The 228-nt window shown below is 50.9% G+C and carries 1 protein-coding gene; it reads right to left on the reverse strand.

Going from position 1 to position 228, the window contains the following annotated elements; all coding sequences use genetic code 11:
- Nucleotides 1–228 (reverse strand): acyl carrier protein (locus E1163_RS00020; protein ID WP_155168500.1); only part of this gene is annotated, 228 nt, incomplete at both ends.

The raw sequence follows: 228 nt of genomic DNA on the forward strand, positions 1-228 counted from the left end.
CATATTCAAATAATACGGTCGTATCAAGGGTGCCGTAGCGCTCGCTTAGTTTTTTGGTCAACTCCATCACCAGAAGGGAGTCCACACCGTATTCTGTAAAGGTCTTGTCTTCTTCAAGGGATTCAGGTGATAGTTTCAAACTGCTGCCGATGAGTTCCTTCAGGGTAGCTTTTACCGTGCTGCCTCCTGACGGGGTGCGTGCCGGACGAACCGATGACGCTGCTGGTG

Origin of the sequence: Fulvivirga kasyanovii (assembly GCF_009711405.1) — a bacterium.
In the GTDB taxonomy this organism is placed as follows: Bacteria; Bacteroidota; Bacteroidia; order Cytophagales; family Cyclobacteriaceae; genus Fulvivirga; species Fulvivirga kasyanovii.